General features: G+C 53.8%; 39 protein-coding genes and 1 pseudogene. 38 read left to right on the top strand and 2 right to left on the bottom strand.

The genetic code is table 11. The features are described 5' to 3' along the window. From ACQ86N_RS32805 to ACQ86N_RS32790, 4 genes are all read left to right on the top strand, one after another. A complete protein-coding gene (locus ACQ86N_RS32805) occupies positions 1 to 240 on the top strand; it encodes a hypothetical protein (protein WP_431210714.1) in 240 nt (79 codons plus the stop codon). A gap of 7 nt (positions 241 to 247) precedes the next feature. Beyond that, the gene (locus tag ACQ86N_RS32800) at positions 248 to 616 is read left to right on the top strand and encodes a hypothetical protein (protein ID WP_431210713.1); all 369 of its coding nucleotides are present in this window, start codon (positions 248 to 250) and stop codon (positions 614 to 616) included. Between the two features lie 217 nt (positions 617 to 833). Beyond that, positions 834 to 1,424, top strand: coding sequence for a B12-binding domain-containing radical SAM protein (locus ACQ86N_RS32795; protein ID WP_431210712.1), 591 nt, complete (start codon positions 834 to 836; stop codon positions 1,422 to 1,424). Positions 1,425 to 1,444: 20 nt separating this feature from the next. Next, on the top strand, positions 1,445 to 2,269 hold the full coding sequence (locus tag ACQ86N_RS32790) for a class I SAM-dependent methyltransferase (protein ID WP_431210711.1): 825 nt from the start codon (positions 1,445 to 1,447) through the stop codon (positions 2,267 to 2,269). On the opposite strand, the gene ACQ86N_RS32785 is transcribed toward ACQ86N_RS32790, so the two are convergent. Beyond that, a complete protein-coding gene (locus ACQ86N_RS32785; protein ID WP_431210710.1) occupies positions 2,244 to 3,164 on the bottom strand; it encodes a hypothetical protein in 921 nt (306 codons plus the stop codon). The genes ACQ86N_RS32790 and ACQ86N_RS32785 overlap by 26 nt on opposite strands. A gap of 152 nt (positions 3,165 to 3,316) precedes the next feature. Here ACQ86N_RS32785 and ACQ86N_RS32780 point away from each other — a divergent pair, with 152 nt between their 5' ends. The 33 genes and pseudogenes from ACQ86N_RS32780 (at position 3,317) to ACQ86N_RS32620 (ending at position 25,016) form a co-directional block, all read left to right on the top strand. Then, positions 3,317 to 3,916, top strand: a complete 600-nt coding sequence (locus ACQ86N_RS32780; RefSeq protein ID WP_431210709.1) for a sugar transferase — start codon at positions 3,317 to 3,319, stop codon at positions 3,914 to 3,916. Next, positions 3,913 to 4,992, top strand: coding sequence for a glycosyltransferase family 4 protein (locus ACQ86N_RS32775; protein ID WP_431210708.1), 1,080 nt, complete (start codon positions 3,913 to 3,915; stop codon positions 4,990 to 4,992). Before ACQ86N_RS32780 ends, ACQ86N_RS32775 begins: the two co-directional genes overlap by 4 nt. Positions 4,993 to 5,009: 17 nt before the next feature. After that, entirely contained in the window at positions 5,010 to 5,156 is a 147-nt protein-coding gene (locus tag ACQ86N_RS32770; protein ID WP_431210707.1) for a hypothetical protein, read from the top strand. Beyond that, positions 5,153 to 6,133 carry a DUF1972 domain-containing protein gene (locus ACQ86N_RS32765; protein WP_431210706.1) on the top strand — a complete coding sequence of 327 codons (981 nt, stop codon included), beginning with the start codon at positions 5,153 to 5,155 and terminating at the stop codon, positions 6,131 to 6,133. The genes ACQ86N_RS32770 and ACQ86N_RS32765 overlap by 4 nt, the downstream gene beginning before the upstream one ends. Then, on the top strand, positions 6,093 to 7,574 hold the full coding sequence (locus ACQ86N_RS32760; RefSeq protein WP_431210705.1) for an O-antigen ligase family protein: 1,482 nt from the start codon (positions 6,093 to 6,095) through the stop codon (positions 7,572 to 7,574). The genes ACQ86N_RS32765 and ACQ86N_RS32760 overlap by 41 nt, the downstream gene beginning before the upstream one ends. Positions 7,575 to 7,786: 212 nt before the next feature. Next, positions 7,787 to 8,716, top strand: a complete 930-nt coding sequence (locus ACQ86N_RS32755) for a glycoside hydrolase domain-containing protein (protein WP_431210704.1) — start codon at positions 7,787 to 7,789, stop codon at positions 8,714 to 8,716. Then, a complete protein-coding gene (locus ACQ86N_RS32750) occupies positions 8,703 to 9,569 on the top strand; it encodes a fumarylacetoacetate hydrolase family protein (protein WP_431210703.1) in 867 nt (288 codons plus the stop codon). The genes ACQ86N_RS32755 and ACQ86N_RS32750 overlap by 14 nt, the downstream gene beginning before the upstream one ends. A gap of 145 nt (positions 9,570 to 9,714) precedes the next feature. Then, positions 9,715 to 10,428 (top strand): dGTP triphosphohydrolase, encoded by a 714-nt coding sequence (gene dgt / locus ACQ86N_RS32745; RefSeq protein ID WP_431210702.1) that lies wholly within the window; start codon positions 9,715 to 9,717, stop codon positions 10,426 to 10,428. Then, positions 10,382 to 11,143: a hypothetical protein gene (locus ACQ86N_RS32740; protein ID WP_431210701.1), complete on the top strand. Its 762-nt coding sequence runs from the start codon at positions 10,382 to 10,384 to the stop codon at positions 11,141 to 11,143. Before dgt ends, ACQ86N_RS32740 begins: the two co-directional genes overlap by 47 nt. 242 nt (positions 11,144 to 11,385) lie before the next feature. Continuing rightward, on the top strand, positions 11,386 to 11,628 hold the full coding sequence (locus ACQ86N_RS32735; RefSeq protein WP_431210700.1) for a hypothetical protein: 243 nt from the start codon (positions 11,386 to 11,388) through the stop codon (positions 11,626 to 11,628). 48 nt (positions 11,629 to 11,676) lie between these two features. After that, entirely contained in the window at positions 11,677 to 11,910 is a 234-nt protein-coding gene (locus ACQ86N_RS32730) for a hypothetical protein (RefSeq protein WP_431210699.1), read from the top strand. A gap of 664 nt (positions 11,911 to 12,574) precedes the next feature. Continuing rightward, on the top strand, positions 12,575 to 12,811 hold the full coding sequence (locus ACQ86N_RS32725) for a helix-turn-helix domain-containing protein (protein WP_431210698.1): 237 nt from the start codon (positions 12,575 to 12,577) through the stop codon (positions 12,809 to 12,811). Between the two features lie 112 nt (positions 12,812 to 12,923). Next, complete coding sequence (locus ACQ86N_RS32720) at positions 12,924 to 13,112, top strand: helix-turn-helix domain-containing protein (protein ID WP_431210697.1); 189 nt, start codon at positions 12,924 to 12,926, stop codon at positions 13,110 to 13,112. A gap of 64 nt (positions 13,113 to 13,176) precedes the next feature. Continuing rightward, on the top strand, positions 13,177 to 13,452 hold the full coding sequence (locus ACQ86N_RS32715; RefSeq protein ID WP_431210696.1) for a hypothetical protein: 276 nt from the start codon (positions 13,177 to 13,179) through the stop codon (positions 13,450 to 13,452). Positions 13,453 to 13,455: 3 nt separating this feature from the next. Continuing rightward, the gene (locus ACQ86N_RS32710) at positions 13,456 to 13,695 is read left to right on the top strand and encodes a hypothetical protein (protein ID WP_431210695.1); all 240 of its coding nucleotides are present in this window, start codon (positions 13,456 to 13,458) and stop codon (positions 13,693 to 13,695) included. Beyond that, positions 13,689 to 15,089, top strand: a complete 1,401-nt coding sequence (locus tag ACQ86N_RS32705) for a glycoside hydrolase family 3 protein (RefSeq protein ID WP_431210694.1) — start codon at positions 13,689 to 13,691, stop codon at positions 15,087 to 15,089. The genes ACQ86N_RS32710 and ACQ86N_RS32705 overlap by 7 nt, the downstream gene beginning before the upstream one ends. Beyond that, entirely contained in the window at positions 15,049 to 16,119 is a 1,071-nt protein-coding gene (locus ACQ86N_RS32700) for a glycoside hydrolase family 3 C-terminal domain-containing protein (RefSeq protein ID WP_431210693.1), read from the top strand. Before ACQ86N_RS32705 ends, ACQ86N_RS32700 begins: the two co-directional genes overlap by 41 nt. A gap of 200 nt (positions 16,120 to 16,319) precedes the next feature. After that, positions 16,320 to 16,466, top strand: a pseudogene (locus tag ACQ86N_RS32695) (hypothetical protein); the annotation flags it as partial. 21 nt (positions 16,467 to 16,487) lie between these two features. Next, entirely contained in the window at positions 16,488 to 17,282 is a 795-nt protein-coding gene (locus tag ACQ86N_RS32690) for a TonB-dependent receptor plug domain-containing protein (protein WP_431210692.1), read from the top strand. 154 nt (positions 17,283 to 17,436) lie between these two features. After that, on the top strand, positions 17,437 to 17,952 hold the full coding sequence (locus ACQ86N_RS32685; RefSeq protein ID WP_431210691.1) for a hypothetical protein: 516 nt from the start codon (positions 17,437 to 17,439) through the stop codon (positions 17,950 to 17,952). Beyond that, on the top strand, positions 17,939 to 18,088 hold the full coding sequence (locus ACQ86N_RS32680) for a hypothetical protein (protein WP_431210690.1): 150 nt from the start codon (positions 17,939 to 17,941) through the stop codon (positions 18,086 to 18,088). The genes ACQ86N_RS32685 and ACQ86N_RS32680 overlap by 14 nt, the downstream gene beginning before the upstream one ends. Then, positions 18,085 to 18,684 carry a TonB-dependent receptor domain-containing protein gene (locus ACQ86N_RS32675; RefSeq protein WP_431210689.1) on the top strand — a complete coding sequence of 200 codons (600 nt, stop codon included), beginning with the start codon at positions 18,085 to 18,087 and terminating at the stop codon, positions 18,682 to 18,684. The genes ACQ86N_RS32680 and ACQ86N_RS32675 overlap by 4 nt, the downstream gene beginning before the upstream one ends. A gap of 118 nt (positions 18,685 to 18,802) precedes the next feature. Then, positions 18,803 to 19,219, top strand: a complete 417-nt coding sequence (locus tag ACQ86N_RS32670) for a hypothetical protein (protein WP_431210688.1) — start codon at positions 18,803 to 18,805, stop codon at positions 19,217 to 19,219. A gap of 1 nt (position 19,220) precedes the next feature. Further along, positions 19,221 to 19,490: a hypothetical protein gene (locus tag ACQ86N_RS32665; RefSeq protein ID WP_431210687.1), complete on the top strand. Its 270-nt coding sequence runs from the start codon at positions 19,221 to 19,223 to the stop codon at positions 19,488 to 19,490. A gap of 30 nt (positions 19,491 to 19,520) precedes the next feature. Next, positions 19,521 to 19,895, top strand: a complete 375-nt coding sequence (locus tag ACQ86N_RS32660; protein WP_431210686.1) for a hypothetical protein — start codon at positions 19,521 to 19,523, stop codon at positions 19,893 to 19,895. A 170-nt stretch (positions 19,896 to 20,065) separates the two neighbouring features. Next, complete coding sequence (locus ACQ86N_RS32655; protein WP_431210685.1) at positions 20,066 to 20,347, top strand: SusD/RagB family nutrient-binding outer membrane lipoprotein; 282 nt, start codon at positions 20,066 to 20,068, stop codon at positions 20,345 to 20,347. Between the two features lie 22 nt (positions 20,348 to 20,369). Continuing rightward, entirely contained in the window at positions 20,370 to 20,972 is a 603-nt protein-coding gene (locus ACQ86N_RS32650) for a SusD/RagB family nutrient-binding outer membrane lipoprotein (protein WP_431210684.1), read from the top strand. Positions 20,973 to 20,994: 22 nt separating this feature from the next. Next, entirely contained in the window at positions 20,995 to 21,807 is an 813-nt protein-coding gene (locus ACQ86N_RS32645) for a hypothetical protein (RefSeq protein ID WP_431210683.1), read from the top strand. Beyond that, positions 21,716 to 22,042: a hypothetical protein gene (locus tag ACQ86N_RS32640; protein WP_431210682.1), complete on the top strand. Its 327-nt coding sequence runs from the start codon at positions 21,716 to 21,718 to the stop codon at positions 22,040 to 22,042. The genes ACQ86N_RS32645 and ACQ86N_RS32640 overlap by 92 nt, the downstream gene beginning before the upstream one ends. Continuing rightward, positions 22,039 to 22,305 (top strand): M1 family aminopeptidase, encoded by a 267-nt coding sequence (locus ACQ86N_RS32635; RefSeq protein ID WP_431210681.1) that lies wholly within the window; start codon positions 22,039 to 22,041, stop codon positions 22,303 to 22,305. The genes ACQ86N_RS32640 and ACQ86N_RS32635 overlap by 4 nt, the downstream gene beginning before the upstream one ends. Beyond that, a complete protein-coding gene (locus ACQ86N_RS32630) occupies positions 22,232 to 22,732 on the top strand; it encodes a hypothetical protein (RefSeq protein WP_431210680.1) in 501 nt (166 codons plus the stop codon). The genes ACQ86N_RS32635 and ACQ86N_RS32630 overlap by 74 nt, the downstream gene beginning before the upstream one ends. Positions 22,733 to 22,741: 9 nt before the next feature. Further along, positions 22,742 to 23,986: a DPP IV N-terminal domain-containing protein gene (locus ACQ86N_RS32625; protein WP_431210679.1), complete on the top strand. Its 1,245-nt coding sequence runs from the start codon at positions 22,742 to 22,744 to the stop codon at positions 23,984 to 23,986. A 70-nt stretch (positions 23,987 to 24,056) separates the two neighbouring features. Continuing rightward, on the top strand, positions 24,057 to 25,016 hold the full coding sequence (locus tag ACQ86N_RS32620; RefSeq protein WP_431210678.1) for an alpha/beta hydrolase family protein: 960 nt from the start codon (positions 24,057 to 24,059) through the stop codon (positions 25,014 to 25,016). On the opposite strand, the gene ACQ86N_RS32615 is transcribed toward ACQ86N_RS32620, so the two are convergent. After that, entirely contained in the window at positions 24,966 to 25,691 is a 726-nt protein-coding gene (locus ACQ86N_RS32615; RefSeq protein ID WP_431210677.1) for a helix-turn-helix transcriptional regulator, read from the bottom strand. The two genes, ACQ86N_RS32620 and ACQ86N_RS32615, sit on opposite strands and share 51 nt — an antisense overlap. Before the next feature lie 399 nt (positions 25,692 to 26,090). On the opposite strand from ACQ86N_RS32615, the gene ACQ86N_RS32610 reads away from it, so the two are divergent. Continuing rightward, positions 26,091 to 26,237: a hypothetical protein gene (locus tag ACQ86N_RS32610; RefSeq protein WP_431210676.1), complete on the top strand. Its 147-nt coding sequence runs from the start codon at positions 26,091 to 26,093 to the stop codon at positions 26,235 to 26,237. Positions 26,238 to 26,297 lie beyond the last annotated feature (60 nt).

Genomic DNA, 26,297 nt, shown 5'->3' with positions numbered 1-26,297 from the left:
ATGGAGACTGTTCTTTTTTCACATTCCTATTTCATGCGGTTCGATCCAAAGCAGTGGGTGACGGGTCAGCCTTATCCGCCGCTGGCGACGATCGGTGCGGCGGCGTTGTTGCGGGAGAATGGTTTTCGGGTCGGGTTATTCGATACGATGTTTGTGGAGGACCCGGAAGAGGTGAGGCCTTTGCTGGAGGTTCAGCGACCGGATTTTTTGTGGTTTATGATGATGGGTTCAACTATCTGACGAAGATGTGTCTGACGAATATGCGGGAGGCGGCTTACCGGATGATACGGCTGGCGAGGCAGCGGGGATGTGTGGTAATCTTGTCGAGTTCGGATTCGACGGATCACTGGAAGGAGTATTTGGAGAAGGGGCGGATTTTGTTTTGTTGGGGGAAGGGGAGCAAACGTTGCTGGAGTTGGTGAAGAGTATCAGGGATGGCGCGGAAGATTTTGCTTCGATCCGGGGTCTTGGGTGGATGAAAAACGGGATGCCCTTCAGGACGGCGGCGCGGCCGGTGATGCGGGATCTGGATGCGATGCCTTTGCCGGCCTGGGATCTGGTGGATATTGAAAGTTACCGGCGGGTATGGTTGGAAAAAATGGGTATTTCTCTTTGAATATCGGGACGACGAGGGGTTGTCCGTTCAAGTGTAACTGGTGTGCGAAACCGATATATGGCAACCGGTACAATGCCCGGTCGCCGAAGCATGTGGTAAGTGAGCTGCGGATGCTGAAGGAAAGCTATGGATTTGATCATATCTGGTTCTGTGACGATATTTTCGGGTTGAAGCCGGGGTGGGTGAATGAGTTTGCGGATCTGGTGGAGGAGGGGGATTGTCTTTTACCTTTAAGATACAGTCGAGGGCGGATCTGCTGGTGCAGGAAAATTATGTGGCTGCATTGGCGAGGGCGGGCTGCGACAATATCTGGATGGGTGCGGAGAGTGGATCGCAGAAGATACTGGATGCGATGGACAAGGGTACCACGATAGAGCAGATCATTGCCGCTACAGGGTTGGTGAGGGAGGCGGGGATGCGGCCGTCGTGGTTCATTCAGTTCGGTTATCCCGGGGAGACGAAGGAGGATATCGAAAAGACGGTGAAGATGATCAACCGGCTGTTACCGGATAGTCTTGGTATATCGGTCTCGTATCCTTTGCCGGGAACGGAGTTCTACGACAAGGTGAAGGCCGATCTGAAGGAGAAGACCAACTGGACGGATTCGGATGAGTTGAAGCTGATGTTCAGGAATACTTATCCGCCCGATTTTTATAAGCGACTGCACCGGTATGTGCACAAAAGTTACCGGTGGCATCTGGCGTTGAAGCAGGTGCGGGAAGCTGGTGGGCGGGCCGGCGCGAATTTCGGGCGCGGCCTTGAAGAAGGCGGCGAGTCTTTTCTTATACGGGCCGGCGTCAATTGTTGATCGAATAAAACTATCGCGATATGAAGCCATTGGACATAATCAATGAGGTCGAGGCGGCGAAGGCGTTCAGCCGGCAGTCGCTGGTATTCGACGAGTATGATGCGGGCAATACGATCATCCACTACAAGCGTGGGCGGGTGCGGGAGCACGTACTTCGATATATGCCGGCCCGTGGTTCGATCCTGGAGCTGAATGCGGGTACGGGGGAGGATGCTGCATTCTTTGCGGGTCAGGGGTACAGGGTGCATGCGACGGATATCGCCATGGGGATGCAGCAGCAGGTGCGGGAGAAGATGCAGCGGCTGGGCCTGACGGAGAGGGTGACGACGGAGTTGTGCTCCTATAATTCGCTGGAGCTGCTGCGGGAGAAGGGGCCATTCGATCTCGTCTTTTCCAATTTTGCGGGGTTGAATTGTACGAGTAGTCTGGATAAAGTTTTGGGCTCGTTGTCGCCACTGGTGAGGCCGGGCGGGCAGGTGACGCTGGTGATCCTGCCGCCGGTGTGTCTGTGGGAGTTGATGCTGGTCTTCAAAGGGAAGTTTCGGACGGCGCTGAGGCGGCTGGGTACGGCGGTGCGGGGGGCGAAGTCGCATGTGGAGGGGGTTTATTTCCGGTGCTGGTATTATTCGCCGTCTTATGTCCGGCGGCATATGCCGGCGGATTTTGAATTGTTGGGGCTGGAGGGGCTTTGTACGATAGTGCCGCCTTCGTATATCGAGCATTTTGCGGAGAAGAGGCCGGGTTTATATGCGCGGTTGCGCAGGCTGGAGGACAGGTGGAAAACGGGGTGGCCCTGGAGATCGGTGGGTGACTACTATATTATATCCTTTCGGAAGAAGGGGTGAGTGACCACTGGGATTGAAGCTCATTGAGGCGGCGGTTGTAGCGCTCGAGGATGGATTGCTGGAAGTTTTCGGGGTTGGGGCGGGAGAAGTGTTTGTCGTTCTGGAGGGACATGCGGTCGCCTTTTACGTTGCGTTCGCCGCGTTGTTCTTTTTGCCAACGCCGGTTGGTCCAGCGTTGGAGGAGGTCGTCGAGCCCGTCGCCCCAGCGATTGTCGAGCAGTTTTTCGAGTGCCGTCTTGACCAAAGATTTGGGGAGGGGGCCCCGCGCTTCTTTCGAGCGGTATTTATAGTGAGGGAAATAGCGTTCTGTCCAGTTGTTGGCGTCGAAGAATCTTGCCAGTCCGCCGTTGCCGCTGGCGGGCAGGAGGGTGATCATTTCTGTGGCGGTGAAAATATTCTTCTCTTTTATTTCGAGTGCGTCTTCGTCGACGTAGTAGTTCATGCAATACCAGTGTTGCCTGTTGGTCAGGTAGGTAAACTTTTTAAAGAGGTGCATGAGGGTTCTTGCTATCCAGAGGCGGTTGCGTCGCGTAATAATAAAATAATCGATGTCTGCGTGTTCGTCTGCAAAATGTTTGGAGAGCGAGCCGGATATGCCGATGCCGCGGACGTAAGGGAAGCGGTAGAGCCGGCGCGAGATACGACCGGCTATTTTGAGGAGTTCGTCGGCGTGGTGGTTGCCGCGTTTTCTCCGGGTGGTCAGGGCCGGGTCGTTCCTGAGACTGTAGAATTCTCCGTCCCTGAAGAGCAGTCCTTCGTGGATAAGTTCTTCGAGCTGTCTTGTCAGGTCGGCCGGGGCAACCTCTTTATCGAGAAAGAGGAGTATTTCGGCAGAGGTGACCGGGTAGCTGAAGAGGTCGAAATAAGCTAAAACCTTTAGAATGCTTGGTCTCATGGCTGTTATGAGATGAAAAACGGTTTTTAGGGAGTAACGGTTGCCTTGGGAAGGATGAGGGCTGCCGGTGTTGGGGATGGTGGATTGTTGCGGCTGCCGTTGGGAGATCGTAGGCAACCGCCACATTTGTATGTGCGTTTGCTCTTTATAGAATGAACTACTTCTTTTTTAAAAGAGTTTTTGATCTCTTATTCTCGGTCCTGGTCATTGTTTTTGTGCTTAGCTGGGCGTTGCCGCTGCTGGCGTTGCTGATCAAGCTGGATTCTCCCGGTCCCGTATTCTTTTTTCAGAAGAGGATAGGTAAGGGTGGGAGGCCATTTGTGTGCATAAAGATGCGGACCATGGTTGTCAATCCGCTGGCCGACAAGGTACCGGCGGGCCGGGAAGATGGACGGATCACGCGCCTGGGGAGATGGCTACGTGGTACGTATCTGGATGAGCTGCCCCAATTCTTCAATGTGCTGATGGGTTCGATGAGTCTTGTTGGTCCCAGACCTTATATGCTGACCGATAACCAGGTATTCTCGCGGATCGTCGCCGATCATCCGATGAGGTATACGATCCGGCCCGGCATTACGGGGATGGCTCAGATCAAGGGGCTTCACGGGCCTTTTTCGGAGCGGGACGGGGCGGTTATCGTCACGCGTTTTCAGTGGGATATCTTTTACATACGGAATGCGAATTTTCTTTTGGATATCGATATTATCCGGCGGTCGATACATCTTTTATTTACCCAACAGGCGCGCGCATGAGAGTAGCATTTATAACGAGATCGACTCTGTACACTGTGGTAGGCGGGGATACTTTTCAGGTGGCGGAGACTGCCCGGCATCTGGCGAAACTGGGTATCGAGGTGGATATACTGCTAACCGATGCTGTTATCGACTATGACAGGTACGACCTGCTGCATTTTTTCAATCTCATCCGCCCGGCGGATATTCTCTGTCATGTCCGGAGCGGAAAACCATTTGTCGTCAGCACTTTGCTGGTGGATTACAGCGGGTATGACAGGCATCACCGGAAGGGATTTTCTGGATGGGTCTGTCGTCTGCTGTCTCCGGGAGCTATCGAATATTGCAAGACGATTGCCCGGTATGTGCTCGGCAAGGACAAGCTAATGACGAAGAGCTATTTGTGGAAGGGGCAGCAGGCGTCGGTGCAGGAGATACTGGACGGGGCTTCGCTGCTATTCTGCAATTCCGTGCTCGAGAGCCGGCAGCTGGAGAAGCTTTACGACGTGCGGACGGATTGTGTAGCGGTCCCCAACGGCCTGGATTCGGAATTGTTCGCTTATGACGCGCGGCAGAAGAAGGACGACCGGCTGGTGCTGTGCGTGGCGCGTATCGAGGGTTTGAAGAATCAGCTCAATCTGATAAGGGCGCTGAGTGGCAGCCGGTATAAGTTGTTAATTATCGGCGACCATGGTCCGGGGCACGCGGATTACTATCGGGAGTGCCGAAAGATCGCCGGGGAAAATATCGGGTTCATCCGTCATATCCCTCAGCGTGACCTGGTGGAGTACTACCAGCGGGCGAAGGTCCATATATTACCCAGCTGGTTCGAGACCTGTGGACTTTCTTCGCTGGAGGCGGGGGCTATGGGGTGTAATATCGTCATTACCGACAAGGGATATGTGCGGGAGTATTACGGCGACTATGCCTTTTACTGCGACCCGGATGACCCGGCTTCCATTTTCAAAGCTGTGGATGACGCGGCCCGGGCCGGTTTCAGGACGGACCTGCGGAATAAAATATTAACCAATTATACCTGGGGAAGGGCGGCGGCGGGGATTGCGAAAGGATATGATAAAATAATGGGTGCGTTATGAGTCTTAGAATAGCAATTATGGGAACGAGGGGAATACCCAACCACTACGGGGGATTCGAGCAGCTTGCGGAGCATCTGGGGCCGGGGCTGGTGAAGGCGGGACACGAGGTTACTGTTTACAATTCGCATAACCATCCCTGGCAAGGGAAGCAGTGGGAGGGGTGAATATCGTTCACTGCTTTGACCCGGAATATCTTTTTGGCAGTGCGGGGCAGTTCATTTACGACCTTAACTGTATCATGGACGCGCGGGAGAGGAATTTCGACGTCATCCTGCAGTTGGGGTATACGAGCAGCTCGATCTGGGGTCTTCTTTTCCCCGAGAATGTAGTGATCATTTACAATATGGATGGTCTGGAGTGGCAGCGGGCGAAGTATTCGAAGCTGACGCGGCGGTTTCTGCTGTATGCGGAGCGGCTGGCGGTGCGGTTCAGTAATTTCCGGATCGCGGATTCTCCGGTGATTCAGGATTATTATCTCAATAAATATAATATTGGGACCGAGTACATCGCTTATGGCGCGGATGTCTTCAACTCTGCCGATGAGGAGGTGCCGAGGGCGTTTGGGGTGGAGCCGGGGGACTATCTGCTGCTGATGGCGAGGATGGAAGAGGAGAACAATATCGAGATGGTGCTGAATGGGTTCAGGGACAGCCGGACTTCGCGGAAGATGCTGGTGGTGGGGAATTTTTCGAATCAGCATGGTCAGTATTTGAAGAATAAGTTTTCGGGGGATGCGAGGATAGTTTTTGTCGGGGCGATCTTCGAGCAGGAGCGGTTGCATTCGCTGAAGGCGTTCTCTTTTCTGTATTTTCACGGGCATAGTACGGGTGGGACGAATCCGTCGTTGCTGGAGGCGATGGCGAGCAGGGCGTTGATCCTGGCGCATGACAATGCGTTCAACCGGAATGTGCTTGGTGGGGATGCGTACTATTTTTCTTCGGCTGCGGGTGTGAGGGAGTTTGTGGATGGTTTTGTGCGGGGTGTGGCGGAGGAGGGGATGACGGGGCGGAATTTCGAGAAGGTGGCTGAGCGTTATAGCTGGCCGAATGTGATCGGGAAATATGATCGTTTTATTTTAAGAAGTGTATTTGTATTCAGGAATGAGAGAAATCTTGTATATCGACGATACTCCAGGGAATAGGATCAGCTATTATTTGTTGCTGGTTTTTCTGGTGATGTTGCCCTTCGACAGAGTTTATAGCGAGCTGGCGTTGATAGGGTTGTTTTTGCATACGGTGGTGGAGGTTTGGCCGCGGGGACGTCGGGCCGGTTCACGGATTGGGGGTGGTTCACGGAGTCGTTGGGGTGGTAATGGTTCACGGGGAGGTTGGGGGGGTGGCGGTTCACGGGGTGGTAATGATGATGGTTCACGGAGCGGGAGTTTCGTGGCGGGGAGGGTGTTTAGTTTCCGGTGGGTGGGGTGGCTGGTGAGTTGTTTGTTCCTGATCATGTTGGTGGGGGTGTTGTATGCACCGGGCTGGAGGGATGCGGAGCGGCATATGGAGAAGCAGCTGGCGCTGGTGTTGTTTCCGTGGATCGCGTGGCATTCGCGGCTGGACTGGAGCAGGGTGAAATGGCCGTTGCTGAAGGCGTTTGCGCTGAGTTGTTTTTTCACTGTCGTCTATTTATATGTATGTGCAATTTTGGCGGCGCCTGATCTGGGGGCGTTGTTCACGCCCGACTATCTCAATCATTCTTTTACGGCTCCGATCGACGCGCATGCGACCTATTTTGCGATGGATGTGGCGATAGCGCTGGTGGTGGTGATTTGTGTGGGGATTGAGGAAAGGGTGTTGTGGGTAAAGGTCCTGTATGGTCTGGTCGCGGCGTTGTTTTTGCTGGCGCTTGTGCAGCTGGCGTCGCGGGCCGTCTGTCTGGCGGTGCTGGTGATCCTGAATGTGCTTCCGTGGTTGTTATTGAAGGGCAGGCTGCGTATCGTAGGGGCGGGAGTATATATTCTGGTTAGTCTGCTGCTCGCGCTGCTGGTGCTCCGGAACCAGACCCTTTACACGCGGTATCTGGTGTCCCTGAAGCAGGATATGACGAGGGTTACCGGGAGGGAAGAGGATCCGGAGCCCAGGATGGTGCGCTGGGCTTGTGCGTGGGAGCTGATCCGCGACTCGCCGTGGATTGGTTATGGGACGGGAGCGGAAGTGCCGAAACTGAAGGAGCGGTACTATGCTCATCAGCTGACTATTTCGTATACGCATGAGCTGAATGCGCACAATCAGTGGCTGAGCTACCTGCTGAATGTGGGATTGCCCGGGGGAGTTTTGTACCTGGCGGTATTGGTGGCTGGAGGGGTGGTTGTTTGGCGCAGGAGGGATGTTTTGTCGGGGAGTTTTCTGGTAATGGTGGTGGCGGTCTCGTTCTCCGAGAACTTGTTAGATACCAACAAGGGTATATTTTTCTTTAGTTTGTTCTTTTGTTTGTTATTTTATCCGTCGGTTAGACCGGTGGTGGTTACGACCGGGGTGGTGGCGGATGGAGAGGCTGTGGCGGCGCCGGAGGTGGTGCCGGCGGCGGAGGGTATGATCGCGTCGGCGAACCGTTCCATTTCTTCCAACTGGGGGCTGCACTGAAGGAGGAAGAAGTCTACGCCGGCCTGTTCAAATTCCGCGATCCGGTCCCGGACCTGTGCGGGTGTGCCTGCGAGTCCGCTGCGGAGTCCGCGGTTGGAGACGGGCATCCAGTATCCATATCGCATATTCGGACGAGTTTTAAGCGTGGGTTAATTGTTTTTCTCCGGCGGTGATGTCGGCGGGGCAGAGGTTGAAGGAGGCTGCCTTCGGCTATGGCAGTGCGTAAGTCCTCTTTTGTCTGGTATTTTGTAATGCCGGTTCCACTGCCGCCGATATTGGCTTTTACGACGACGGGGAAGCGGAGGCCGTCCGCGGCTGCGAGCAGCTGGGAGGGGGTTACTGCTTTTTTGCGGGGGCGGGGTGTTGATTTGACATTTAACGCTTATCTTTCAGGCATGCAAAAGATTGCCTTGCCGCTCACTCTATTTATCGTTGTTGCCAGTACGGTTGTTTTTGGACAGAATAAGGTTTCCCTGGAGGTGCAGGGGGACAGCCTGATCCTTTTGAAGGGGAGGGAGCTGTTGTTGAATAAGCAGGGGTTTCCGCAGCAGGTGTGGATCGACCCGGCGGGGGAGAGGGTTGCGTTGCTGGCGGAGAATGTGCATTTTCATTTTATAAATCAGGCGGATGGGAAGGATTTCCGGCTCAGGAATGGGGAGTTGAAGTTTGGGGAGAAGGAGGAGGGCCGGGCGAAGTGGGATGCGACGACGGTCGCGGATGCGGTAAGTATGTATGTAGAGGGTGAAGCTTCGGATAAGGGAGTGATATCGTTGAAGGTTCGTGTGACGGCGCTGCAGGATGTCGATCTGAAGGATATCGTGATGCATATTCCAATGGAGAAGGGGGTTGCTAAATCGATGCAGGGATTGGGTAGAAACGGGAATTATGCGTTTGACAGTATTTATCACTGGAAATGGGAGCCGGGCAAAAAAATGGCGGAGGCCTGGATCGGAACGGGGAAGACAGGTTTAGGGTTTTTGCTGTCCGGGCCGGGGGAATGGTTGAATGAGGGGAAGGGAGGTGTCGATGTCGGCATTAAGGGGAAGTCGATGCTGGTGAACAATTACAGCGGTCCGCGTCACATGAAAAAGGGAGATGAGATTGATTATAATTTTAAATTGAAATTAAATGAAACTTTATAAGACAAAAAAGGGAAACCTCCTGGAGAATGAGGGGAAGTATTATGGCATCGAGCTGGAATGGGATGAACTGGTGAACCGGGAGGGTTTGTATGGTTATTTGTCGTCATTGGTGAAGGCGGAGCCTTCTTCCGCGAGGGTGTCAGAAGTGCCTTCGCATGAGGCGCAGGGCTGGGTGCGGGATGGGGTGATGGCTCCGGTTGGGACGCAGGAAGTTTGGGCGGCGGGGGTCACCTATCTGCGCAGCCGTGATGCGCGGATGGAGGAGTCGAAGGAGTCGGGAGGCGCTACCTTTTATGACAAGGTATATGAGGCCGAGCGGCCGGAGCTGTTCTTTAAGTCGCAGCCGCACCGGGTGGTGGCGTCGGGGCAGGAGGTATATATCCGCCGGGATTCGGGCTGGAATGTGCCGGAACCGGAATTGACGCTGTTCATCAACAGCGGGGGTTCGATCCAGGGGTATACGATCGGGAATGATATGAGCTCGCGGAGCATCGAGGGGGAGAACCCGTTGTATCTGCCGCAGGCGAAAGTATATGAGCGGAGCGCGGCGATGGGTCCCTGTCTGTACGTGCCGGCGGCGCCGATAGTGGCGACAACGATGATCCGTATGACTATCCTCCGTAAGGGCGCTTCGGTCTATAACGGGGAGGTCGCTATCAGCCAGATCAAGCGGAAGCTGACCGAGCTGGCGGAGTGGTTGTATCAGGAAATGGACTTTATATACGGGTGTTTTCTGATGACGGGGACCTGTCTGGTTCCAGGGAATGAGTTTACGCTACAGCCGGGGGATCGGGTGGAGATATCTATCGATGGGATTGGGGTGTTGGAGAATGTGGTGGCTTATAAGCCATAGGTTGGTGCCCCGCGGGTGTGAACCAGGGGATGCGGCGAGGTTTGAGGTATCCGGGGCGGCCGGATTTGAGGGGTGAACCCCGGGTGGCTGCGAGGTTTGAGGGGTGGAGGGGGTGAAATGTATATATTTGCGTCCGATGGAAAAAATGAACTGGCAGAAGCTGTATAGTCCTGTTCGGACGGGAGCGACCAAGATTGCTATGGTTGGGGCTGTGCAGGCGGGGGTGCCGGGTTCGGTGCCCGGGTCGCCTGAGGGGAATGTCCGGACTTCATTTCTGCGGGACTATGACCGTATAATTTTTTCTTCAGCATTCAGGCGTTTGCAGAACAAGACCCAGGTATTTCCTTTGCCGGGGCCGGTGTTTGTACATAACCGGCTGACGCACAGTCTGGAGGTGGCGTCTGTTGGGAGGTCGCTGGGAAAGTCGGTGGGGGATGCCCTTGGCGCGAAATACGACCATCTTGGGGAGGATTTCAAAGAATTCTATAAATACGAGCTTCCGTCGGTGATAGCCGCGGGGTGTCTGGCGCATGATATCGGCAACCCGCCATTCGGACATTCGGGGGAGGACGCGATCCGCAATTTCTTCCGGGAGTTGACGGGGGAGGCGAGGAGTCGATTTGAGGCGGAGTTGTCGCCGAATCAGCAGCGGGATTTTTTGTATTTCGAGGGCAATGCCAATGCGTTCAGAACGCTGACGCATAATTTCAATGAGCGGGCGCTGGGGGGCTTCCGGCTTACCTATGCGACGCTGGCGTCGATCGTCAAATATCCCTCCGATTCGCTGAACGGGTTCAACAAGCAGCAGCTCGGTGACCAAGAAGTCCGGGTATTTCGATTCGGAGGTGGAAACCTATAAAGCCGTTGCCCGGGAACTGGGGATACCGCAGAAAGGCGGCGACAAGAATGTTTTTGCCCGTCATCCGTATGTTTACCTCGTGGAGGCGGCGGACGATATCTGCTACCGGGTCATCGATTTTGAGGATGCGCACCGCCTCAATATTATATCCATAGAGACGATCCGGGACCTTTTCCTTTCCTTTTTTGACGATGAGAAGGGATACAATTCGAGGGAGCGGGTGGAGAAGACCTTCCATGAGATCAATGACGACAATCAGAAGGTGCAGTATCTGAGGGCGATGCTGATCAATCTGCTAATCTTCCGGGTGCGGGACATCTTCATGGAGCGGGAGGAACTGCTGCTGGAGGGCAGTCTCGAGAAGTCGCTGATAGACTATCTGCCGGCGAGGGAGTTGGCGCTGATGAAGAAGATCGATGCCTTTTCAGTCGAGCATATCTACAACCACCGCTCGGTGGTAGAAATAGAGATTGCGGGTTATAATGTGATCGGCGGAATGCTGAAGGAATTCTTCGGCGCTGTCCTGAGCCCGCGTTCGGTGAAATCCGAGAAGCTGCTTCAACTTATTTCCAGACAGTTTGTTATTTCCCGGGAGCCTGGCAGGTTGTATAGCGATATACAGTCGGTAGTAGATTTTATTTCCGGGATGACGGATCTCTACGCTGTTGACTTGTACCGCAAGATCACGGGTATGGCTTTTCCACAAATCAGATAGGGGGTTGCGCGGGGCGGGGACCAGTAGGGCGCGCGCGTTTCGCGGGACTGGTAGGGGTCGCGTGTTGCGCGGGGACGGGTGTGCCGGTCGGATGTCGCGCCTTTCGCCGGGCCGGTGGCTGGTGATACGCATAAGGGCGGATCGCTGGTTGACCCGTCGGTTGCAGCGGAATTGTGTTGGGAACTGGCATGATTATTTTTAGGGTTAAGGTATTATTCTATCACCCAAAAAAATGAAGTCTTATGCCAAATCCAAAGACAGACAAAAGTGGATATTCCACTGGCAATGCAGACGAGGAAAGGGACATGGGGGCGAAGGGAGGTCCGACGACGGGTCTTGGGAAGCCGGATGACAAGCATGGGGTGTCAGCGCCCTATGATGCCGATCTGCAGGCCCAGATTGCTGCAAAAGGCAAGCATAAAAAAGAAAAAATAAAGAGGACCAACCGGATAAACCTCAGAACCGTTCTTCACTCTAATACTTAACCGAGCCCGCCGCTGTAAAATGCGGCGGGCTTTCACAAACCTTAATTTATGTTTAACAGATTTCCGATCAACTTTGACTACGACGGCAAGCACTACCGTGGTGAGATCAAGCCCCTTCAGGGAGGACTTCAGAACAGGATTCCTACGACTTTCCAGGTGTTTTTAAATAACGCTTATTGCGGACTGATGAAGAGGAGAGGTGACGACTGGGAAACGGATTCCCCAAAGTGTGCGGTCATGGTGAATGTTATTGGCAATCGCATTTATGATTGGTATGAATAGGTATATTTTGAACTCGGTTTTCTGGATATTATTTATAGGAATGGTGTGTATGCTGTTTTTGGGATGTATCCGAAATTTATAAGGATCCGGGGGAGGATGTGAACCGCGGTTTGGTGGATGTGTACCGTGGGTTGATGGGATTAGGTGGAGGACGTGAACCGTGAGGTGTGGCGGGGGGACCGCGGTGGGAGACTGGGGGGAATGGGTGAGATCGCGGCCGGGGTGAAGCCGTGTGATGGAAATAAAATTAGCGCCAGCTGGGATTCGGGATTTTCTTTAGACCGAATCTGCTGGTTTTTTTATTTTTATGGAACGAGCTGCAGCTATGAGAAGATTTCTTGTTGTTTTTATAGCCAGGGCGGAGGGTTATAAGACTGTCCGGGCGCAGCGTCCGGACCCGGTCAATTTATGAACCTGTGCTTCTGTGGGGATGGTGTTCTGGAATCAGCGCATGAACTCGCTGACGGGTGAGGGCTGCGTCGCAGGTATGGCTGCCGCGCAAGATCACGGATATTAAGATCGATTATTGATATCTGGTAGGGCTGAGATCAGCGTTGAGACAGGGAGTTTGTGATGAACAAATTATTAAGTTTGAATTGCGGACTTATAAGACCTCAGCTCTTTTCAAAAAATCGTCCAACTTAGGCTTACCATAGTATAAAGTATGATTACGCCCACCGACAAAAAGGTTTTGAAAAGATTCGGAGAAAATTTGAGGAAACTCCGCAAGGACAAAGGTCTTAGTCTTCGTGAAATGTCGTATGCCTGTAGCATTGACAATAGCAAGATCGCGAAGATCGAAAAGGGAATGATCAATATCACCTTTACAACACTCTTACAACTCGCCGTTGCCCTGGAGGCACATCCTACTGTCCTGCTCGACTACGAGAATCAGGAGTAGCGCATGGTTAGGCGGAGCCGTCCGCCGTATAGAGGATAGATAGTTATCCTTTATTTGTCCTGCAAAGTTTCCGATCGGACTGAACATTCAATCAGTTTGAAAAAACTTGTCTATGGAGCAGGACGATCTCTTACACAAATTTGGACGGCGAATTTCCATTTTACGCGAACAGCAGGGGTTGACGATCGACGAACTGGCGGCCAGGTCAGGGGTCGGGGCTGGGGAAATTGCCCTTATCGAGAAGGGGGAGGCTGATTTTCAGGTGACGGTGGTCTATGCCCGGCCAGGGGGTTTGGGGTGAAGGTCGCGCGGCTGGTGGAGGGGTTGTGAACCGGACGTGAACCGCGGAGGGGAAGGGGAGGAGTGTGAACCGCGCAATGGGGGGATGGGAGATGGACCTGAGAGGGAGGGATTTGACTGTGGAGAGGGATGTGACTGTGGAGAGGGATGTGACTGTGGAGAGGGATGTGACTGTGGAGAGTGATGTGACTGTGGAGAGGGATGGGGCCCCGGGGGAGGGCTGGCCGGACGGTGGGAGGGGGAACCGGGGAAAAATACTGTGTCATTTTCCTATTGTAAAATGGCGGGTGGGGATGTATTTTACCTATGGTATTTTAATCCTGTCCATGAAAACCTGTTAGTTTATGGCCATTTTTGCCGGGCTCTTTTTTTCCTTCATTTCGGTGCTCTGTCTGATGAAGGTAAAGTCCAAGCGCGCGTTACGTCGCATTGTCATCGTCGCATTCTCACTTTTTTTAATGTTAGTCCAGGTGCTGTTTATCAATGATGTGCTAAAACTGGAAAGCAAGGATTTTATAACCATATCGGGGGCCCTGAGTGGAATAATCCTTATTTTGGCGTTCCAGAAAAATGAAGCATGGTAATAAAACGGGGTTTTTTAACGGTTGCGGCTAGTTTTAGTGTGATTTTTAGTTGGGGACAGCAGAGAGGAAGTGGCCCGGTTGGGGGGCGGGGAGAGGGGGGCAAGTCGATTTATCACGACGGATGGATCGATTTCAACAAGAACGGTGTCAAGGACATTTTTGAGGACCCCGCTCGGCCGGTCGAGCAGCGTATCGCCGACCTGCTGGGGCAAATGAGTCTGGAGGAGAAGACCTGCCAGACGGCCACCTTGTACGGTTATGGCCGGGTATTGAAGGACGAGCTGCCCACTCCGGCCTGGAAGAACGAGGTCTGGAAGGATGGTATCGCCAATATCGACGAGCATTTGAACAGCGTGGCGGGTAATGCCGGGGCACAGACGACCTTATCTTATCCCTTCAGCCGACATGCGGAGGCGATCAATACTGTCCAGCACTGGTTCATCGAACAGACCCGTCTGGGGATCCCGGTGGATTTTACCAATGAGGGGATCCATGGTCTGAACCATGACCGGGCGACGTCGCTGCCGGCGCCGATCGCCATTGGAAGCACCTGGGACAGGGCGCTGGTCCGGGAGGCGGGGGACATCGTAGGGCGGGAGGCCAAGGCCCCGGGATATACCAATGTTTATGCACCGATACTCGACCTGGCGCGTGATCCGCGCTGGGGCCGGACGCTGGAATGTTACGGGGAGGATCCCTTTCTGGTGGCCGAGCTGGGGAAACAGATGACACTGGGGATACAGGGCGAAGGGGTGGCTTCGACGCTGAAGCACTATGCCGTGTACAGCGTCCCCAAAGGGGGCAGGGACGGGAGCGTCCGGACCGATCCCCATGTCGCGCCGCGGGAGTTATACCAATTATATTTATACGCTTTCCGGAGGGTGATCCAGGAAGCGCATCCTCTGGGTGTGATGAGCAGCTATAATGACTGGGATGGGGTCCCCATCACGGGTAGCTATTATTTTCTGACAGAATTGTTGCGCGAAAGGTTTGGGTTCGACGGTTATGTCGTTTCCGACAGCGACGCGGTGGAATATCTTTTTACCAAACATCATGTCGCTGACAGTTATAAGGAGGCGGTGCGGCAGGTCATCGAGGCGGGTTTGAATGTGAGGACCACTTTTACGCCGCCGAATGTGTTTATCGATCCGCTGCGCGAGCTGGTGAAGGAAGGAAGTCTTTCGATGAAGACGCTGGACCGGCGGGTGGCGGATGTGTTGCGGGTGAAGTTCAGGCTTGGCCTGTTTGACCGTCCCTATGTCGATCCTAAAAAGGCGGACGATGTGCTGAAGCCGGGGCGTACAAAAGATTTTATGCTGCGGATGGCGCGGGAGTCGGTGGTCTTATTGAAGAATGACAGTAGCTCTGCTGCCGCTGGACAAGCAGCGGTATAAGAAAATATTGGTTGCGGGGCCGCTGGCGAAAGAGACGTCCTATGCGATCAGTCGTTATGGGCCTTCGCATCTGGAGCCGATATCTGTCTATGAAGGATTGAAAGGTTATCTGAGTGGCGGGGCAGCGCTGGACTACGTAAAGGGCTGTGAGATGGTGGACAGTGCCTGGCCGGAGAGCGAGATCATTCCGACTCCGCTGACGGGCGCCGAGCAGTCGGGTATTGCTGAAGCGGTGGACAAGGGGCGTCAGTCCGACTTGATCATTGCGGTGCTGGGAGAAGACGAGAAGAGAGTAGGCGAGGGTATGTCGCGTACCGGTCTGGATCTGCCCGGGCGTCAGGAGCAGCTGCTGGAGGCGCTGAAGGCGACGGGGAAGCCTGTCGTGCTGGTGCTGGTCAACGGGCAGCCGCTGACGATAAACTGGGCGAACCGCTATATACCGGCGATCCTCGAAGCCTGGTTTCCGAATAGCATGGGAGGGCAGGCGATTGCGGAGACGCTGTTCGGTGACAACAATCCTGGCGGAAGGCTATCGATCACCTTTCCGAAGACGACGGGTGAGATAGAATGGAATTTCCCTTACAAGCCCGGTTCGCAGCCCGGTGGGAATAAAAAGGAGAACCGGACGAGCGTGTTCGGGCCTATCTATCCTTTCGGTCACGGGCTTAGCTATACGAGCTTCGCCTACAGCAATCTGGTGGTCACTCCGGAGGAACAGCGCCCGCAGGGCGATGTCAGCGTCACGGTAGATATAACGAATACGGGCAGTCGAAAAGGGGACGAACTGGTACAGCTGTATGTTCACGATGAGGTGAGCAGTGTCACCGTATACGAGCAGCAGCTGCGGGGCTTCGAGCGTGTAACGCTGGCGCCGGGCGAGAAGAAGACGGTGTCGTTTACGCTGCATCCCGACGATCTTTCGCTTCTCGACAAGAATATGGTATGGCGTGTAGAGCCGGGAAAATTCCAGGTGATGATAGGAAGCAGCTCCACCGATATACGACTGAAGAAGGAATTTGCCATCAGGTAATTTTCGTTAAGAAAAGATTAAAATCAATGAAGCACCGCCCTGCGGTGCTTTTTACATTTGGATGTAACCAAATACAGTCGCAATGAGAAAACTCTTCTACAATGCGGTAGGCATTGTCGTGGCAACTTTGCTATGCCTGGAAGCGCAAGCACAAAGAAGACCCGTGTCGGGGACGGTAAACCGACTCCGCGGGCTCGCCAATCCCCAATGTAAGCGTCCGGATACGATCCACAAAAGCCGGCGTTGCAACCAACGAAAGCGGGGTCTTCAAGATCTCCGCCTCTCCCTCCGACGTACTGCTCTTTAGCAATATCGGTTTTTCCGATCTCGAAGTCAAGGTCGGGAACAGGGAGAATATTACTGTTGTAATGGGCAGGAATGCGCAGTCGCTGAATGAAGTAACCGTCACTACTGCGCTGGGTATCAAAAGAACGAAGAACTCGGTCGCTTACGCCACCCAGCAGATATCTGGGGATGCGGTGACCAAGACGATGAATACGAATTTCGTGGACAATATGTCCGGGAAAGTTGCCGGTCTCCAGATCACTTCCAGCAACACCATGGGTGGTTCGAATAACGTCATCTTACGCGGTATGAAGTCGTTGACGCAGACCAATCAGGCGTTGTTCGTTGTGGACGGGGTCCCTTACGATAACAGCAACCTGTCGACGAATAACCAGTCGGGTCAGGGGTATTACGACCTTGGGAACAACGCGTCGGATATCAACCCGAACGATATCGAGTCGATCAGCGTGCTGAAGGGTGCTGCTGCCTCGGCGCTGTATGGTTCGCGCGGCTCGAACGGAGTTATCCTTGTCACGACCAAGAAAGGCTCGCGTCTTAATAAAGGACTGGGTGTTTCGGTGAATATCGGCGTGAATGTGGGTACTCCGGATCAGAGTACGCTGCCGCAGTATCAGACGCAGTATGGCGAAGGATACGGCGCATCGGGCGGGGGCACGGGAAATCCCAACCCCTATTTTTACTATCAGCCGACTTTCAACAGCAATGGTAACAATGTACTGATCGTGCAAACGGATGTCGACCAGATGACGGGTCCGGCCTACGATCCCAGTCTGATGGTATATCAAGTGGGACGCATTCTCTCCCGGCAATCCCAACTACGGGAAGGCGACTCCCTGGAAGCCCGCGGCGCATTATAAGCCGACGGATTATTTCGTTACTCCTGTGTCGACGAGCACCAGCGTGTTTGCGGACGGGGGAGTGATAAGGGGACCTTTAAAATGGGTTTTACGCATAGCAATGACAGGGGTTATCTGCCCAACAGCAATGAGGCGAAGAACCTGCTGACGCTGAGTGTTACGCATAATCTCCCTGCCCAATCTGACGGTGGGCGGCGAGTTCAATTATTCCGACATCAACGCGACAGGGCGATATGGTTTTGGTTATTACGGCGGCAACGGAACGCAGATCAATCCGATGACCGACTTCCGTCAGTGGTGGGAGACGGGTATCGATCTGAAGGCGCAGAAGGCGGATTTTTTCCGTACGCAGAGCAATGCTACGTGGAACTGGCTGGGCGGGTATACGTCCAATGTGCCGGGCAATATCGTAAAGCCGGCCTATCACGATAATATCTACTGGGTCCGTTATAAGAACTATGAATCGGACGGCCGGGATCGTTATTTCGGGAATGCTTTTGTCAACTATAAGGTAGGCAGTTTCCTCAATATCCTTGGCCGGGTGTCGAAGGACGATTACAATCAGGTAATCGAAGCGAGGTATGATGTCGGCAGCGCGGGTACACCTTTGTATGCCAAGACCCTGACCAACTACAGCGAGACGAACTCACGACCTGTTGGTCAATTTTGACAAGAATATCGGCGAGAAATTCAATGTGAAGGCGTTATTGGGTGGTAATATCCGGCAGGACAACCTTTCGGGTACATCGGCGGCTACCAATGGCGGGCTGGTGGTGCCTGGGTTTTTGCGCTGGCCAACTCCGTGAACACGCCGAATGCTCCTACTGAAACCAATTACCGGAAAGAGATCGACGGGATCTTTGCCGGCGCTACGATCACCTACAAGGAGATGATCACGGTGGATGGAACGATAAGGAGGGAAAGGGCTTCAACCCTGCCGACTAAGAACAATACCTATTACTATCCCTCTGTTGCCGCCAACTGGGTCTTCTCCAAGGTGCTGGATGCGCCATGGCTGAACTACGGCAAATTGAGGGTCAACTACGCCGCGGTGGGTAATGACGCTCCCTATTTCAGTCTGCAGAACACGTATGTTGCGGCAGCGCCCTTCAATGGACAGACGGTCTTCAATTCGCCGACGACCAATAACAATCCCAACCTGAAGCCCGAGATGAACCATACTTACGAGGTAGGAGCGGAGGTCAGTTTCCTTAAGGGAAGACTGGGAGCGGATATCACCTATTATCACGCGCAGTCGATCGACCAGATCACGCCTATCAACGTCTCAACGGCCAGCGGTTACTCCCAGTTCTATGTGAACGGCGGTACCATTCAAAACTCCGGAGTCGAGGTGCAGCTGAATCTGACGCCGGTGAAGACGAGGACTTTCTCCTGGATATGAATATCAACTGGGCGAAGAACAATAGCAAGATCATTTCGCTTTATAACAATCAGGCCGTCCTTTATCATCGCCAAATACCAGAACAGCGTACAGCTGGTGGCGGAAAAGGGACAGCCTTATGGCGTATTGCGCGGGACGGGCTATACCTATATGGAACGGCAAGCCGCTGGTGGATACGAGCGGTTATTATGTCAAGCAGCCCAATGCGCTGTCGGATATCGGAAATATCAGTCCCAGCTGGATCGGTGGTATCAACAATACGCTCCGGTACAAGTCGATCTCGCTGAATTTCCTGATCGATATCAAGAAGGGCGGGGATGTCTACGATCTGGACCTCGACTATGCGGCCAGTGCGGGTCTGACGCCGCATACGGCGGGCTATAACAAGAACGGCAAGCCGGTGCGTTCGCCTCTGGCAGACGGCGGCGGTTATCTGATGGAGGGCGTTACCGCGGATGGGAAGCCCAATACTAAGCTGGTCGACGCGTCGGATATCAACAAGAAGAAGTTCCCCTTCAGCTCCGACAACCAGTGAAGTGGCCAGGGAGTATATTTTCGATGCGGGCTATGTAAAACTGCGGGAGTTGGCCATTACGTGGTCGGTGCCTTCGGCTATGCTGAGCAAATGGCATTTTGTAAAGGGCATCGACCTGTCGCTGACGGGCCGGAATCTGTGGATCATCCATAAGAATCTGCCCTATGCCGACCCTGAGCAGGGTGTGCCGATAAGCTGGATCTTATGGCTCGAATGCTTCGCAGGGCTTCCAGTCGGGTTCTTATCCCGTGTTCAGGACCTTTGGTTTTAACGTGAGGGCTAAATTTTAAACTACATCACCATGCGGAAACTATTTTATATCAATATAGCTGTTCTGGTTGCGTTTTCGTCCTGTACGAAAAATATTCAGGACCTGAATACGAATCAGAAGGCGGCGATAACGGTGCCTGCGGCTACAGTTTTTTTGGCGGGGCAGAAGAATCTTGTCGACGATCTTACTTCGCCGTCGGGCAGCACGGACCCTTTCCGGAATTTTGCCCAGACATGGACGGAGATCACCTATACGTCGGAGGCGCAGTATATCCTGACTCAGTACAATTCGCCGGACAATTTCTGGAGCCAGATGTATGGCGGCTACAGCAGGGGAATGTGCTCAGCAATCTGTACAATGCCAAGGCGAATTTCGGGACTACGGCGCCGACGGCGGACATTTTGAAGAACGACCTGATCATTACCGACCTACTCGAGATCTATACCTTTAACCTTCTGGTTACGACCTATGGCAATATCCCATACAGCCGGCGGTGAACAGGACCGTGCCTTTTCCGAAGTATGATGATGCAAAGACGGTCTTTACGGATTTGCTGATGAGGCTCGATACCTGTATTGCGTGGGCTGAATACGTCTGCCGGTGCGATGGGCGCTGCCGACAGGATCTATACGGGGAATGTGGCCGCGTGGAAGAAGTTTGCGGCGACGCTGAAACTCAAGATGGCGATGTTGCTGGCGGATACGGACCCCAGCACGGCGAGTAAGAAGGTGCAGGAGGCTGTGGCTACCGGGGTCTTTACCGCCAATACTGACAATGCTACACTGACCTATGATAAATCTCCCACGGGGAATACCAATCCCATCTGGCAGGCGGCGATCAACAAGTGGCCGTCATGACAACTGTCCGGCGAATACGCTGGTGAGTCAGATGGTGGCCTGGAATGATCCGAGGCTTTCGTTGTATTTTACGAAAGTGAATGGCGCCTATCTTGGCGGGCAGCCGGGTGCGGGCAACTCGTATATTGGGTTCTCGACGTTCTCGGATCAGATGCTGCAGCCGACGTTTGCCGGTGTACTGCTGGATTATTCGGAGACGGAGTTCCTGCTGGCTGAGGCGGTCGAGCGTGGTTTTCCTGTGACGGGAACGGCGTCGGACCACTATAATGCCGCTGTTACGGCCGGGATCCAGTATTGGGGAGGAAGCCCTTCCGACGCGGCTGCTTATCTGGCTCAGCCCGCGGTGGCCTATGCTACGGCTGCGGGAGATTATAAGCAGAAGATCGGGTACCAGCACTGGATCGCCTGCTATAACCGCGGCTGGGAGGCCTGGACTTCTATCCGCAGGTTGGGGTACCCCAATATCAATGCTATCAATCCGCCGTTCGGTGCTATTTCGCCGATGCCGCTGCGTTTTTACTATCCGCTGGCGGAGCAGTCTGCCAATAAGACAAATTATACGGCGGCGGTTCAGGCGATGGGTGGGGCGGATCAGGTGACCACCAGGTTGTTTTGGATGAAGTAGAATTTCGCGGTAAAATTAAAGTATGAGAATAGTACGTTCTTTTTTCCTTTTTTCGCTGATCACGCCGGTGTTGTGTATGGGTCAGCAGCAGCCTAATCCGGATTCTGTAAGGGCGGCGCATGCGCGGGACATTGCGCGGGCTTCGGAGGAGTACAGGAACAAGGTCTTTACCCATGCGGACACGCTGCGCGGCAGCGTTGGGCCGGAGCGGGCCTGGTGGGATATACAGCGTTATGATATTACGGTGAAGCCTGATTTTCTGACGAAGACGGCGCCGGGCAGCGATCTGATTACCTATCAGGTGGTCAGCGACGACCAGCCGGGGATGCAGCTCGATCTGCAGGCAGCGCTGCATATCGACAGCGTTATCTTTAACGGAAAGGAGAAACTTTCTTTCACTCAGGAAGGAAATGTCTGGCATGTGCGGACGCCTAAACAAAAGGTGGGTTCGGTGAATACGGTGCAGGCCTATTTTTCGGGATTGCCGCACGAGAGCGTCCGGCCGCCGTGGAGCGGTGGGTGGACCTTTGCGAAAGACTCGCTGGGGCGGCCCTGGATGACCGTCACCTGTCAGGGTATAGGGGCTTCGCTCTGGTATCCCTGTAAGGACCTGCAGTACGACGAGCCGGACAAGGGTGGGTCGGTGACGATGATCGTTCCCGATTCGCTGGTGGGCGTCGCCAACGGCAGGTTGCAGTACAAAAATCCAATGGGGACGGTACGACGACCTATAATGGGCGGTCGTGAATCCTATCAGCAACTACTGTCTGATCCCCTATGTCGGCAAATACGTAACCTTCCACGAAGACTTTCAGGGCGAGAAGGGACATCTTGACCTCGACTACTGGGTGCTCGACTATAACTTGAAAAGAGCGAAGGACTATATGCCGGAGCAGGTGCATAATATGCTGCACGCGCATGAGCACTGGTTCGGTCCCTATCCTTTTTATGAAGACAGCTACAAGCTGGTAGACGTACAGCATACGGGTATGGAGCATCAGAGAGCGCCGTGGCCTATGGGAATAGCTACGCCTTCGGCTACAGGGGACGCGGGTCGAAGTACGGGATGATGTATGATTTTATCATTATCCATGAGAGTGGTCACGAGTGGTTCGGCAACAATCTGACCACGAAGGATCTGGCCGATATGTGGGTGCATGAAGGGTTTACGAATTACAGCGAGACGCTTTTCGTCGACTATATGTGGGGTAAGGATGCGGGTAATGAATACAATCTCGCTACCCGCCGGGGGATCCGCAATGACAGGCCTGTGGTTGCCAGTGTATGGCGTCAACGAGCAGGGCAGCGGGGATATGTATCCGAAAGGGGGTAATATGCTGCAGGCTATCCGGCACGGTATCGATGACGACGAGAGCTGGAGGCAGATACTGAGGGGATTGAACAAGGATTTTTATCATCAGACCGTGACGACCCAGCAAGTGGAGCATTATGTGTCGCAGAAGGCGGGGTTCGACTATCAGAAGGTCTTTGATCAGTATCTGCGGACGACGCAGATACCGGATCTCGAGTTTTATTTCAGTGATGACCATAAGAGGGTGACCTACCGGTATACCAACTGTGTTGCCGGGTTTGACCTGCCGCTGGTGCTGAGAAAAGGTGGAGCCAGCCTGAGGCTGCTGCCGACCGACCGGTGGAAGACGGCGGAGCTGAAAGGAGATGAGGCGGCGCTTGTTACCGAAGACGGTATAAAAAATATGTACTACATTGGGGTCAAGCCCGTCAGTCAGGGTAGTAAATAAAGCATAAACATGAAAATTCCTGTAGTTGTTCTTTTTCTTTTAGTATCAGTAGGAGGGTTTGCTCAGCGTGGCGGCGGTGGGGTTAAATGGGACTCGGATGGAAAGAGTTATTATGCGGTGGAAGGGGGAGCAATTGTAAGATATGATCTGCCGGCGTTTCAGCGGGTGGTAGTGGTGGACGCGGGGCTGCTGACGCCTTCGGGGCAGTCGCAGCCGTTGGCTGTACAGGGATTCACTATGAGCAGCGATAACAAGAAGGTGCTGGTGTATACCAATAGTAAAAAAGTGTGGCGTCTCAATACCCGCGGAGACTATTGGGTATTGGATATGGGGTCGCATTCGCTGAAACAGGTGGGGAAGAGCAGGCCTGCTGCGTCGCTGATGTTTGCAAAACTCTCGCCGGACGGGACGAAGGTGGCGTATACGAGCGAGCACAATGTTTATGTGGAGGATCTGGCTTCGGGTGCCGAGACGCCGCTGACAACGGATGGCACATTCCGGCTGATCAACGGGACCTTCGACTGGGCCTATGAGGAGGAGTTCGGTTGCCGCGACGGTTTTCGGTGGAGCCCGGATGGGAAGAGCATCGCTTACTGGCAGCTGGACGCTAACCAGATAAGGAATTTTCTGATGATCGATAATACCGACAGCCTGTATCCCTTCACGGTCCCGGTGGAATATCCCAAGGCCGGTCAAGATCCTTCGCCGTGCAAGGTGGGGATTGTCTCGCTGGCCACGGGCAAGACGGTCTGGATGCAGGTGCCGGGCGATAGCCGTCAGCACTATATTCCGCGGATGGAATGGGCGGATAACAGCAGCGAGCTGGTGGTCGAGCAGCTAAACCGGAAGCAGAACGAGGCCAAAGTCTTTATCTGTAACGTGAGCTCCGGCGATGCCAGGCCGATCTATCAGGAGGCCGACGGTGCGTGGATAGACGTGAAGGCCCGGTGGAGCGACGATATTGCGGGCTGGGAGTGGATCAACGGCGGAAAGGATTTTCTCTGGGTTTCCGAAAAGGATGGCTGGCGGCATATCTACCGCATCAGCCGGGATGGAAAGAAAGAGGTGTTGCTGACAAAGGGCAACTATGATCTGATCCGGACCAATGCGATCGATGAAAAGGGAGGATATGTCTATTTTATGGCGTCTCCGGAGAATGCTACGCAGCAATATCTGTACCGCGTATCGCTGGATGGAAAGGGGAAGTTGGAGCTGATGTCTGCCGGCGGCGCAGAAGGGGACGCATACCTATAATATTTCGCCGGGAGGGGCGTATGCCACGCATAATTTCTCCAATCATCTGTACGAGTCCGTATCGGAGTGGGTGAGTCTGCCTGGTCATAAGAGCATCAGGACGAACGAGGCTCCTGCCGGCGGCCGGGGTGCGGGACGTCCGCGATATCCGGTGAAGTTCTTCCAGGTGACGACGGACGACAATGTCACTATGGATGGGTGGATGATACTGCCTAAGGATTTCGACAGCGCGAAGAAATATCCGGTTCTATTTATGGTGTATACCGAGCCTGCCAGCGCTACGGTGAAGGATGTGGCGGGCGGTCAGGGGACGCCGTTGTATGCAGGGGATATCGCGGCGGACGGCTATATCCAGATCAGCCTCGACGGCAGGGGAACGCCGGCGCCCAAGGGTGCGGCGTGGAGGAAGTCGATCTACCGGAAGATCGGGATCGTCAATATCCGGGATCAGGCGATGGCTGCGAAGAAGATACTGCAGTGGCCGTGGGTGGATACGAGCAGGGTGGCGGTGCATGGCTGGTCCGGCGGCGGGAGTACGACGCTGAATCTGCTGTTCCAGTATCCGGAGATCTATAAGACGGGTATCGCTATAGCGCCCGTGGCGAATCAGCTGCTGTACGACAATATCTACCAGGAGCGGTATATGGGTCTTCCCCAGGAGAACCGGGAGGATTTTGTGAACGGGTCGCCGTTGTCACACGCGAAGAATCTGAGGGGGAATTTATTGATCGTGCATGGTACAGGAGATGATAACGTACACTATCAGGGGACGGAAATGCTGATCAATGAACTGGTAAAATATGACCGGAAGTTCCAGGTCATGGTATATCCGAACAGAACGCACGCTATCCGGGAAGGGGAGGGAACGTCGCTGCATTTATCGCATTTGTTCACGGACTATCTTAGGGAGCATTGTCCGGGGAGGGAGATAGACGAAAAAAGGGGTCGTAAGACCCTTTTTTTGTGCGGATGCCTGCGGCTAGGCGGATGCCACGTTGGCCATATAGCTTTCGACGTATTCGCTTGGTGATTTTCGGGTGACGCTCTTGAATACGCGGTTGAAGTTGGTGATGCTGTTGAAGCCGCAGTTGTAGGCGACGGTGGCGATGCTGTCGTAGTTGCCGTCGGTGAGTTTTTTGCAGGCTTCGTTGATACGGACCTCGTTGAGGAAGGATACGAATGTATGGAGGGTATGTTTTTTGAAATAGCGGCAGAAAGCCTGGGGCGTCATATGTGCCTGTTTTGCGACGTCTTCCAGGGTGATGGGTTTGTCGTACTGCTGCATGATAAAATTATAGATGGCTCCGATGCGGATGCCCTCGTGTTCGCTGTAGGCGGCGGGCTGGGCGCAGGAGGACAGGGGCTGCAGTTCGTGGAAGGAGCTCAGTTGTTTGAGCAGCTCTATGAAATGGATCAGTTGGTCTACGCCGGTGCTGTTCTGGATGCGGAGCATTTTTTCAGCCACGTCGCCCGAATACTGGGGTGGAACTTTAAATCCTGACTGTTGGTTGAGGAGGAAATTCTTGAGATTTTTGATCTCCGGAAGATCGAAGAAGCTATCCAGCTGCCCCTTTACGTTAAAAAAGATATTGAGGGTCTGGACTTTTTTTCGGCTGGCCGGAGAAAAATAAGATGGATCGCTTTTAAAAACATGTGGCAGATTGACTCCCAGCCAGTAGATCTCGCCGGATCGGAAGGCGTACATGTTATTTTCGGCAACCAGTGTCCCCTCGCCCTGCTGGATCCATGTGAGCTGGATCTCCTGGTGCCTGTGTAAGTGCGGATAAAGTGGGGAAGCTCATCCTCTTGCACGATAACGGTCTTGTCGTGCGGCACTGGAATGGTGAATTGCAGTACTTTCATCGCTGTGTAGTTTTGGCAGAATGATTAAGAAATAGTGACCTTAGTGTGACATTTATATGAATTTACCGAATTTACGGATATTATCAGCGAATTATTAAAATCGGGTAAAAGGTGGTTAAAATATGGTTAGACCGGGATTTTTTAGCCTTTTGCCCGGGTGGTGCCCGCGATCGTGTGGACCGCGCCGCCCCTGTTCACCCTACTATGGGTGAGCTTTTGAACAAAGTTGGACCGGGGGGGGATGGGCGGGGGAGTTACTTCGAGGACGGGTGAAATGGGGCTTGCGCGGCACACGACGCGGAGCCCCGGACAGTTGGGGGCTAAACCCCGGTGGTGGGGTGGGGTGATGGTGAAGAAAGGGGGTGGAAGTGGGGGTAATAATGACTAAAGAGTGGTTAAAATAAGTGTATGGCGCTGCGGGGTGGTGAGTTGCAATAGCGCTTATTTT

The organism is Puia sp. P3, assembly GCF_050632245.1.
In the GTDB taxonomy this organism is placed as follows: domain Bacteria; phylum Bacteroidota; class Bacteroidia; order Chitinophagales; family Chitinophagaceae; genus Puia.
Note: the sequence above shows the minus strand (reverse complement) of the source record. Positions and strands in the feature narration are given on the sequence as shown.

Excerpts from the sequence above, each read along its gene's own strand:
- ACQ86N_RS32805 (WP_431210714.1), top strand. The coding sequence starts at position 1 with ATGGAGACTGTTCTTTTTTCACATTCCTATTTCATGCGGTTCGATCCA.
- ACQ86N_RS32790 (WP_431210711.1), top strand. The coding sequence starts at position 1,445 with ATGAAGCCATTGGACATAATCAATGAGGTCGAGGCGGCGAAGGCGTTC.
- ACQ86N_RS32785 (WP_431210710.1), bottom strand. The coding sequence starts at position 3,164 with ATGAGACCAAGCATTCTAAAGGTTTTAGCTTATTTCGACCTCTTCAGC.
- ACQ86N_RS32780 (WP_431210709.1), top strand. The coding sequence starts at position 3,317 with ATGAACTACTTCTTTTTTAAAAGAGTTTTTGATCTCTTATTCTCGGTC.
- ACQ86N_RS32775 (WP_431210708.1), top strand. The coding sequence starts at position 3,913 with ATGAGAGTAGCATTTATAACGAGATCGACTCTGTACACTGTGGTAGGC.
- ACQ86N_RS32770 (WP_431210707.1), top strand. The coding sequence starts at position 5,010 with ATGGGAACGAGGGGAATACCCAACCACTACGGGGGATTCGAGCAGCTT.
- ACQ86N_RS32760 (WP_431210705.1), top strand. The coding sequence starts at position 6,093 with ATGAGAGAAATCTTGTATATCGACGATACTCCAGGGAATAGGATCAGC.
- ACQ86N_RS32755 (WP_431210704.1), top strand. The coding sequence starts at position 7,787 with ATGGCAGTGCGTAAGTCCTCTTTTGTCTGGTATTTTGTAATGCCGGTT.
- ACQ86N_RS32750 (WP_431210703.1), top strand. The coding sequence starts at position 8,703 with ATGAAACTTTATAAGACAAAAAAGGGAAACCTCCTGGAGAATGAGGGG.
- dgt (WP_431210702.1), top strand. The coding sequence starts at position 9,715 with ATGAACTGGCAGAAGCTGTATAGTCCTGTTCGGACGGGAGCGACCAAG.
- ACQ86N_RS32735 (WP_431210700.1), top strand. The coding sequence starts at position 11,386 with ATGCCAAATCCAAAGACAGACAAAAGTGGATATTCCACTGGCAATGCA.
- ACQ86N_RS32730 (WP_431210699.1), top strand. The coding sequence starts at position 11,677 with ATGTTTAACAGATTTCCGATCAACTTTGACTACGACGGCAAGCACTAC.
- ACQ86N_RS32725 (WP_431210698.1), top strand. The coding sequence starts at position 12,575 with ATGATTACGCCCACCGACAAAAAGGTTTTGAAAAGATTCGGAGAAAAT.
- ACQ86N_RS32720 (WP_431210697.1), top strand. The coding sequence starts at position 12,924 with ATGGAGCAGGACGATCTCTTACACAAATTTGGACGGCGAATTTCCATT.
- ACQ86N_RS32710 (WP_431210695.1), top strand. The coding sequence starts at position 13,456 with ATGGCCATTTTTGCCGGGCTCTTTTTTTCCTTCATTTCGGTGCTCTGT.
- ACQ86N_RS32705 (WP_431210694.1), top strand. The coding sequence starts at position 13,689 with ATGGTAATAAAACGGGGTTTTTTAACGGTTGCGGCTAGTTTTAGTGTG.
- ACQ86N_RS32700 (WP_431210693.1), top strand. The coding sequence starts at position 15,049 with ATGACAGTAGCTCTGCTGCCGCTGGACAAGCAGCGGTATAAGAAAATA.
- ACQ86N_RS32690 (WP_431210692.1), top strand. The coding sequence starts at position 16,488 with ATGGGCAGGAATGCGCAGTCGCTGAATGAAGTAACCGTCACTACTGCG.
- ACQ86N_RS32670 (WP_431210688.1), top strand. The coding sequence starts at position 18,803 with ATGGCGTATTGCGCGGGACGGGCTATACCTATATGGAACGGCAAGCCG.
- ACQ86N_RS32660 (WP_431210686.1), top strand. The coding sequence starts at position 19,521 with ATGCGGAAACTATTTTATATCAATATAGCTGTTCTGGTTGCGTTTTCG.
- ACQ86N_RS32645 (WP_431210683.1), top strand. The coding sequence starts at position 20,995 with ATGAGAATAGTACGTTCTTTTTTCCTTTTTTCGCTGATCACGCCGGTG.
- ACQ86N_RS32635 (WP_431210681.1), top strand. The coding sequence starts at position 22,039 with ATGATGTATGATTTTATCATTATCCATGAGAGTGGTCACGAGTGGTTC.
- ACQ86N_RS32630 (WP_431210680.1), top strand. The coding sequence starts at position 22,232 with ATGACAGGCCTGTGGTTGCCAGTGTATGGCGTCAACGAGCAGGGCAGC.
- ACQ86N_RS32625 (WP_431210679.1), top strand. The coding sequence starts at position 22,742 with ATGAAAATTCCTGTAGTTGTTCTTTTTCTTTTAGTATCAGTAGGAGGG.
- ACQ86N_RS32615 (WP_431210677.1), bottom strand. The coding sequence starts at position 25,691 with ATGTACGCCTTCCGATCCGGCGAGATCTACTGGCTGGGAGTCAATCTG.
- ACQ86N_RS32610 (WP_431210676.1), top strand. The coding sequence starts at position 26,091 with ATGGGCGGGGGAGTTACTTCGAGGACGGGTGAAATGGGGCTTGCGCGG.